At 57.6% G+C, this 2,648-nt stretch carries 3 protein-coding genes; all 3 read right to left on the bottom strand.

Annotation, left to right across the window (positions count from 1 at the left end):
• The coding region (locus VGI36_10580) for an FAD-dependent oxidoreductase (GenBank protein ID HEY2485587.1) at positions 1–996 on the bottom strand (996 nt) is incomplete at its 3' end.
• Positions 997–1,358: 362 nt separating this feature from the next.
• Entirely contained in the window at positions 1,359–1,853 is a 495-nt protein-coding gene (locus tag VGI36_10585) for an RNA polymerase sigma factor (GenBank protein HEY2485588.1), read from the bottom strand.
• A gap of 321 nt (positions 1,854–2,174) precedes the next feature.
• The coding region (locus VGI36_10590) for a carboxymuconolactone decarboxylase family protein (protein ID HEY2485589.1) at positions 2,175–2,648 on the bottom strand (474 nt) is incomplete at its 5' end.

Below are 2,648 nucleotides of genomic sequence, written 5' to 3' on the forward strand. Positions count from 1 at the left end.
GGCATCAGGGACCAGAGCGCAATCCCCGACCGCCCAGATTCCGGGCCATCCTTCGATCGCGAGATACTGGTCGACCATGATTCGTCCATTCCGCTTGGGCAGCGGCAGTGGCGTTAATATCGGGTTCTGCGCTGCGCCGGCGGTCCAGATGAGAGTATCGGTCGCGATCTTATCACCGTTCGTTAATTCGACGACCTTATCCTTGAAGGAGCTAACCTTTGCGCCAGTTATGATTTCGACTCCCCGCATAGTCAGTTTCTGTCCAGCGTAAATCCCGAGCTTTCGATTTAGTTCGGGCAAGATCAGTTGGTCAGGTGTCACAAGCATGAAGCGCAGGTGATCTGCGCGCAAGTTCGGGTAGAAGCGAATCGCTTCACGCACGAAATCGTTGATCCCGCCGATCGTCTCCACTCCGGCAAATCCGCCACCAGCAACGACGAAAGTCATCATTGGGTGACGCTCGTCGGCAGCACACTCCGCATTGGCTTCTTCAAGGTGCGTGATGAGTTGATTGCGGACCGCGATCGCATCGCTCAGCGTTTTGATCGTAAGACTGGATTCCTCGACACCAGGAAGACTGAAGAAGTTCGTTTCTGCTCCCAGCGCTATCACGAGCTGGTCGTATGGCAACTGATGAGTGTGGCCGTCGGGCGTGTGCGAAATCGTAACAAGCCGAGCCTTCAGATCGATAGCTTCGATCTTACCCACGAAGCTCTTCACTCGTTTGAGCAGTCTGCGCAATGGATTGATGATCGTGCCCTGCTCCAGCGCAGCTGCCGCAACCTCAGGCAGCATTGGTGTAAACAGAAAATAGTTGTCCCTCGTAACGAGTGTTACGTCGAGGCCGCCGTGGCGGCGCATCAGCTTTTCCAGTTTTAGCGCGGCATAGATGCCGCCAAAGCCACCGCCGAGAATTAGTACTCGCCTAGCCTCCGCCGCGGACGAACTGGGGTCGCGCTCGGTTAAGTGGTTTTCGCCGATGTCATCGCAATCCATGGATGAATCCCTCCCATTGGGTTCGACGCCGCTGCTACCAAAGCGGTTTCACGAAGTCCTTGATCGCGCTCTGACACTATTTTGAGAGCGCGGCTATGCGGCGACCTCAATTCACGACTTGATCGCAACGACCGGCATTTACCGCGCGATCCTTTACAACACTTTCGGCGACAAGAGAGGGCTGTTTCTAAGGTTGGCGGTATGACTCATAGGCCACGCCACTATGCCAACTTCCAGCGCATCCAAATCCCCAGCCGCACGCTTATCGGCCAAAGCGGACGGGGCAGTGTGACCTCGATTGCGAGCCGTCTCACCAGAGCACGATGGCGATCTTCGTGGATTATTTCTGAGGCTCCTGTCATCTATTCGCCAATGAGTTTTCTCACCGTTTTGTATGCCCGATGCGCCCTGACCTTCAGTGCTGTCACGGAGACACCGGCCTGCGCCGCCGCTGCCTGGAGCGACAGGCCGTCGAGCTTCAGCATTGAGAAGGCCTCGCGTTGATCTGGCGGAAGTTCGGCGAGAACCACGTCAAGTTCGACAGCCGTCGCGCTCGTGGTGGCCGCCGGTCGATCGGGCGGTTCAGCGACGAGTTCTTCCCAATGAGATCGGGACCAACGCCGGCGAGAGTAATCGACCGCGATATTGCGTGCGATCGCAAAGAGCCAAGGCTCAAATGGACGCCCGGGTTCATAGGTGTGACGCGCCTCGAATATCGCCATAAACACTTCCTGATAAACGTCATCGACTTCGTGAGCATCCCCCACCCGCCTTCTCAGAAAGTACGTCAGCGAAGGACCGATCTCATCGAGCAGCTCACTGCACGCGTCCGCGTCTCCCTGCTGCAACCGCTCCATCAGTCGTGCACGAAGGCGGCTTCGTTCAAGACGCCGTGAGTCATCAAACATTTTCATTCGTTGCGCGTGGCAAGAAGTTACACCAAAAATCGTCCACACTGTCGAAGGCGGTCGGAACCAGTCCCCCCGTACACCCGGAGCTTCGCCAGCACCTGAACGGGGACCCTGGCGGACCAGATCATGTTCTCGCTCGGCAGGCAGGCAACGTTGGGGCACGAGCCACCGAGCAATTCGCGCTCGACAATAGCGGTTTGACGAGGGGCGTCGCTCGTCGTCCATGCGATCAATTTGCCCGCGATTCCACCTCCTATGATCAGATCGTCATACTTTTCGACGCTGTCCATTTGATTCGCCTTGGCCTGATCTCTTGCCAGATTCGTGTTGCGGAAAGTCGATTGGGACGCGCGCGATGTGGCTCATGTAGTTCTCGAAGATATTCAGCGCGACATTGGCGACGGTCTCGACGATTTCGCCGTCATTCAAGCCGACGCCACGCGCGCGAGCGAGGTCGGCGTCGGTGAGTTCCCCGCGCTGGACAACGATGTTGCGTGCAAGTTTGAGGATGGCATCGGTTCTCGCGTCGGCCGCGCTCGCGCGAATCGCGTCCGCGATTTCAATTCGATTCAGCCCGATTTTCGCAGCCATAGCCGTGTGCGAGCTCAAGCAGTAAGCGCACAGGTTGCACTCAGCGATCACCAGCGCGAGTCGCTCGCGAGTTTTTTCGTCGAGGGCTCCGCCGCCGAGCGCTGCACCCAGACTCATAAATCCTTCAAGCGCTGCCGGCGCATTCGCCAG

This window comes from Candidatus Binataceae bacterium, assembly GCA_036495685.1.
Lineage (GTDB): Bacteria > Desulfobacterota > Binatia > Binatales > Binataceae > JAFAHS01.